Genomic DNA, 4,475 nt, shown 5'->3' with positions numbered 1-4,475 from the left:
TTATAACCCCCCTCCATTGCATAACACAAACCGAAGAGCCTTAAATCTAAGGGTTTTCCTAGTAACCAAGTGGCTAAGTCTCTGGAATATTCAAGGGCGATAAATTTACAGGTAGAATCATACATTAGTTATTACTATTTTGGAGTTACATTAGCTCTAATATCCATTAGGGAACTCTTTGGCAAGACAATCCAAACAAATTCCTTCTTTCAGAAATTTTCCATAGTCTTGTACGTTAGATGATGCTTTTCGACAGTAAGAACAAATTTGAAATATTGTTGCTATGGTTCTGTGTTCTTGAACATTATCAGAATTAGAAAAACACGCATCGCCGAGAATTTCACCGATATTTACATCGCAACGGTATGATTCTTGAATGATGTCTAAAACTATCGACTGTTGTTCTTCCAAACTTAGCGACTGAAACGCCTTATTTTTCAAGTACAATCGCCCTAGCATCGCATTGACGGTATAACTAGCTTGATGATCTGACATGATGGTAAAACAGGGTTTAGAATCAGGAAGATAAGGATAGAAAATTGGCTACAAAGACGAATTTTCGAGCCATTGTTCTAAATCTTGTAGTGACTGAAAATCTAACAAAGCTTCGCCTAAGTTTTCTAACTGTTCTAGGGAAAGGCTGCGGATCTTCGGGGATAATTCAGGAGAGATGCTACCTATACGGCGATTTAATAGACGTAAAACGAGGTTAGCTTCTCCCTCTTGTAAACCTTCCGACCAGATTTCTTGATAGATAACAGATTCTTTCATGATGTCTTTCCTCAATAATCGTTGAATGATGTCTTTGTTTAATACTAACCCAGCTAGGATGGCGGTAGATGCGGCCAGATTGCTTTGTTCTCGACTATCGCTGATTTGCTCGATTTCTTGGGCAATTTGCCCCAGTAAGTTTTCTGGTTTCTCAGCTTGAGCGAGTATAGCGAAGGGAAATAGCCCCGGTGCTTGTAATAAGGTTTCTGAGGGTTGTTCCCAGAGTCTAATCACTTCAAATTGATGATAGGTTTTCCCTTGTTGATAATCATTTTGGCGGACTTTAGCGGAGTCATTTTTCCTCAGATAAATTACTACTTGATGGATGGGTTTATGGGGATAGCGTCGATAGAGTCTGGTGGCATAATCTAGCATTCTATAGGGAATGTCTTCTTTAGGGTCGGTTTGGAACTCGATATGTAAGATTAATTCTTCTGACTCCAAAAAGATTAACGTATCGGCTCTAATCGGTTCTAGGGATAATTCTGAGGGTTTAATTTCCGTTAAATCTAAGGGTTTTCCTAGTAACCAAGTGGCTAAGTCTCTGGAATATTCAAGGGCGATAAATTTACAGGTGGAATCATACATTTTCAATTCAAATACAGGTCAAGCCTGACCTGTATTTTAACAAAATTAAACCCCTATCCCCAAAAATAACAAAAGGATGGGTAAAAACCCTCCTAAAGGCTAAGATGCACTGAAAACTATCCTCAATGGGGATTTTATCCTTGGCGCTTACGAGAAGCAGCACCTAACCCCCAAAAATGATCGCTTCAAAAATCTCGTAGCGTTCCTTGCCGATGCGAATAATATAGATATCGTCTTGTTTCGAGGCGCTAAATTCTCCCGGATCTGCCTGACTGGTATCCGCACCGATCGCTTTTCCCTTTTCAAAGAAAATGATACGCTTGCGACCATCGGGTTTGGTAACAGTGACATCCGCGCTACCGTTCCCCCGACGAGTGACACCAAAGGGACAAGATCCCGCTGGTTTTCCATCGCCCATGGAACAGGTAACATTACCCGTAGCATGGTAATTTGTCCCCGGTACTTTGGCATCGCTTTGGTTGTAATTATTGGAAATAAAGATTTTTAGGCGATAATTAGCCACTTCATTATTCCGCGCCGAGTTGCGAGTCAAACCCACTTGGATCGTATAATCGCCGTCCGCCGGTAGGATTCCCTCGTGGGCATTACCGACGTTGTTCCCGATAACCATCGCCGCGTCTTTGCCGGGGACTTTACCCGGTGCGAAAATATTGAAAGAAGCGCCCCCGTTATCACTCAAGAGGCTAACCGACATATTTTGTCCAGCATTGGCGCGAATTAGGTATTGAACGACTTGTTCTCCCTTGATTTTGCCTTGAATAGTGGTTCCTTCGGTTCCGGCTTTGAATTGCACCCGTTCTTTACGGATTTCGCTTAAGGCGGGAGAAGGTAAGATGACTGGGGTGGTGATTAAGGTGGCCAGTAAAAAAGCGGAAAAGAGTTTACGCATGATTTAAGTTTTTTCCCAAGTTAATTAGATGTTTTACAGCGATCGCTAGATTTGTGGACAATTGTACTATAACGTCCGTCTAGTTTTTTTCCGAACGGGCTGATTTCGCTTTTTCTAGGGTGTCTTGACAGTTGATTTTGGCGAATTCTTCGATTTGTTCTGGTTTCAAATTAAAATCTGAACCCGCTCTTTCTTTAATTTGTTTTAAGAGTTGATCGGTTTCCGATTGGGTTAGTAAACCCGCTTGTTTTCCCGTTTCCGTGGCGACACAAACACCGTAGGTTACACCACCTGTGAATCCGAGGGTTCCCAAGAATTTCCCTCCTAGAAACAATCCGATACCCGCACCGATAACACCCGTGGTAATAGCTATCAACAAGACATAAACGGGTTTCATGCTTTTTTGATCTCCTCCAATGAAGACTAAGTGAGCGTGTTATTACATAGCGCCTTCGTCCACTTTGGAATAGGGTAGGTTTTTGATAAATTTGACGATCTGGTTGCCGTTGCGGTTAAAGGAACATTGGAAAGTATTGACCATTTTATCTGTCTCGTAAGTGCCGTTAACTGCGTGAGTGCCGTCGGTGCGTTGTCCTTCGTATTTGACGACGATATTACCCGGCGAGGTTTTATAAGCATTAGCGGCGCGAGATTTGCAGGCCGACAACATGGTAGCAGTATTCGCGGCATAAACTGGTAAAGTAGCGACGAGGGCGATTCCGGTGGCGATGGCGCTGAATTTTATAGACTCGAACATGATTGATTTTCTTACAGAGTAAGAGGGGCGATAATCTCTAGGATGCGTTCAAGATTTTTCGATAACTACCTAATCGTTACCGAGACGGTGAAAGGAACGGTATGATTGCCGTCTTTCGCTTCTCCCATGAGATAGACACGAATGGTATAGTCGCCATCTTTGGGGAGTTTAATTTTAGCCATGGCGTTGGGGCCTTGGGCAGAACTGTTATAAATCGCTACATTATTACTACCGGGCGGCAGGATATTAAAAAATACACTATGCTTGTCTTCTGGGTTGCCTGTCCCATCATCAGCAAGAGAAACCATCAGGGTTTGACCTTTTCTCGCTCTTAAGACAAAATCTCGGTATTCACGCCCTGTAATTGTCCCGTTGAGGGCGGCCATATCACTTCCCTGTTCAAAGTTCACTCTACCGCTTAACTGCGCTTGTAGAGGGGCGGTTAAACCTAAACCGAGGGATAAAGCGATCGCTACGGAAGCTAAAACGTTACGAGGGGAAATAAGCGGAAAATGTTTCATGTTTATTTTTTGGGAAAGAGACTAGGGAGTAAAAATAATTTCCTCTCCCTAGTCGGGTAAATTGTCAAGGGGTTACGGAATTTTTAGCGGCGGAAAATCCTTTTATTTGAGTCTAAAACTCCACTTGAAGCATCAGCAACCCCGTTTGTACCGAATAGAGTTCCGAGAGGAGAATTTAATCCAAATGCATTTGGAGAACCCGTTACGAACAATTGACCACGAGCGAATTGAGTACCGGACAGAATGATATTACCACCCACAACATTAAAAGCATTAGGGCCCGATGATGGGAATGTACCAATAACCGGTAGCGTGTATCCTAAAGCGGCAGGAGCGGAGGTGACGGAAAGAGCGGTAGCCGCCTATATCCCATCCGTGGTTAGTGCCGCGTCCGGCAACTCTATTGTCCCAGAAACTGTACCACTAACCGGGCCATCCACATTCGAGAAAGAAAAGCCAAAAGTAGCGGCGCTCGCACCAGATACAGGAGCGAGTAAAGATAGACCGATAAGGGCGACCCGACCACCGATCGATTTTTTGATAAGTGTTGATAATGTCATAGGTTTAAACTCCTCACAGAAAGGAATAAAGATAAACAGTCGTCAATTATAGGGGAGTTTACGGAAAAGGTGATATCCGAAAATTCCTTATTTTTTTTGACCCCTTCCCGTTTTCTTAATACTTTTTTAAGGATTGGCTGAAGGCATTACCCTGAGAGGCTTGGAAAAATAGGAGTTCGGGCGATTCGGTTGAAGGGGCGATCCCGCCTAAGCGTACAGGAGAGCGAAGTTGACATCCTCGCCGCCCTAAAAGTGCGGCGATTCCTAAACCTCACGATTTAAGTTTCTGCTTCCACCACCGTCGCATACCACAGTTAAAAAACCATGTACTGTCTTACACAGAGTCCACAGACTTTCGCCCCATTTCA

7 protein-coding genes are annotated in these 4,475 nt (G+C 43.5%); all 7 read right to left on the bottom strand.

Translation table 11 applies throughout. From position 1 onward, the window contains the following. Positions 1-156: 156 nt before the first annotated feature. Positions 157-495 (bottom strand): hypothetical protein, encoded by a 339-nt coding sequence (locus PX482_RS16030; protein ID WP_043999571.1) that lies wholly within the window; start codon positions 493-495, stop codon positions 157-159. Between the two features lie 48 nt (positions 496-543). Continuing rightward, positions 544-1,359, bottom strand: coding sequence for a DUF4351 domain-containing protein (locus PX482_RS16025; RefSeq protein WP_288122676.1), 816 nt, complete (start codon positions 1,357-1,359; stop codon positions 544-546). A gap of 163 nt (positions 1,360-1,522) precedes the next feature. Beyond that, positions 1,523-2,269, bottom strand: coding sequence for a hypothetical protein (locus tag PX482_RS16020; protein ID WP_002757704.1), 747 nt, complete (start codon positions 2,267-2,269; stop codon positions 1,523-1,525). A 79-nt stretch (positions 2,270-2,348) separates the two neighbouring features. Then, positions 2,349-2,666 (bottom strand): hypothetical protein, encoded by a 318-nt coding sequence (locus tag PX482_RS16015; RefSeq protein ID WP_002757706.1) that lies wholly within the window; start codon positions 2,664-2,666, stop codon positions 2,349-2,351. Positions 2,667-2,708: 42 nt separating this feature from the next. Continuing rightward, positions 2,709-3,026, bottom strand: coding sequence for a hypothetical protein (locus tag PX482_RS16010; protein WP_002757707.1), 318 nt, complete (start codon positions 3,024-3,026; stop codon positions 2,709-2,711). 65 nt (positions 3,027-3,091) lie between these two features. Continuing rightward, a complete protein-coding gene (locus PX482_RS16005; protein WP_002757709.1) occupies positions 3,092-3,547 on the bottom strand; it encodes a hypothetical protein in 456 nt (151 codons plus the stop codon). A gap of 362 nt (positions 3,548-3,909) precedes the next feature. Next, entirely contained in the window at positions 3,910-4,107 is a 198-nt protein-coding gene (locus tag PX482_RS16000; RefSeq protein WP_002757710.1) for a hypothetical protein, read from the bottom strand. Positions 4,108-4,475: the final 368 nt, after the last annotated feature.

The organism is Microcystis sp. M53602_WE12 (assembly GCF_030065455.1).
GTDB lineage: Bacteria > Cyanobacteriota > Cyanobacteriia > Cyanobacteriales > Microcystaceae > Microcystis > Microcystis aeruginosa.
The sequence above is the reverse complement of the archived record's forward strand: the minus strand, read 5'-3'. Positions and strand labels throughout refer to the sequence as shown.

Coding starts and splice junctions, on each gene's coding strand:
- PX482_RS16020 (WP_002757704.1), bottom strand. CDS start 2,269: ATGCGTAAACTCTTTTCCGCTTTTTTACTGGCCACCTTAATCACCACC.
- PX482_RS16000 (WP_002757710.1), bottom strand. CDS start 4,107: ATGACATTATCAACACTTATCAAAAAATCGATCGGTGGTCGGGTCGCC.
- PX482_RS16015 (WP_002757706.1), bottom strand. CDS start 2,666: ATGAAACCCGTTTATGTCTTGTTGATAGCTATTACCACGGGTGTTATC.
- PX482_RS16005 (WP_002757709.1), bottom strand. CDS start 3,547: ATGAAACATTTTCCGCTTATTTCCCCTCGTAACGTTTTAGCTTCCGTA.
- PX482_RS16030 (WP_043999571.1), bottom strand. CDS start 495: ATGTCAGATCATCAAGCTAGTTATACCGTCAATGCGATGCTAGGGCGA.
- PX482_RS16010 (WP_002757707.1), bottom strand. CDS start 3,026: ATGTTCGAGTCTATAAAATTCAGCGCCATCGCCACCGGAATCGCCCTC.
- PX482_RS16025 (WP_288122676.1), bottom strand. CDS start 1,359: ATGTATGATTCCACCTGTAAATTTATCGCCCTTGAATATTCCAGAGAC.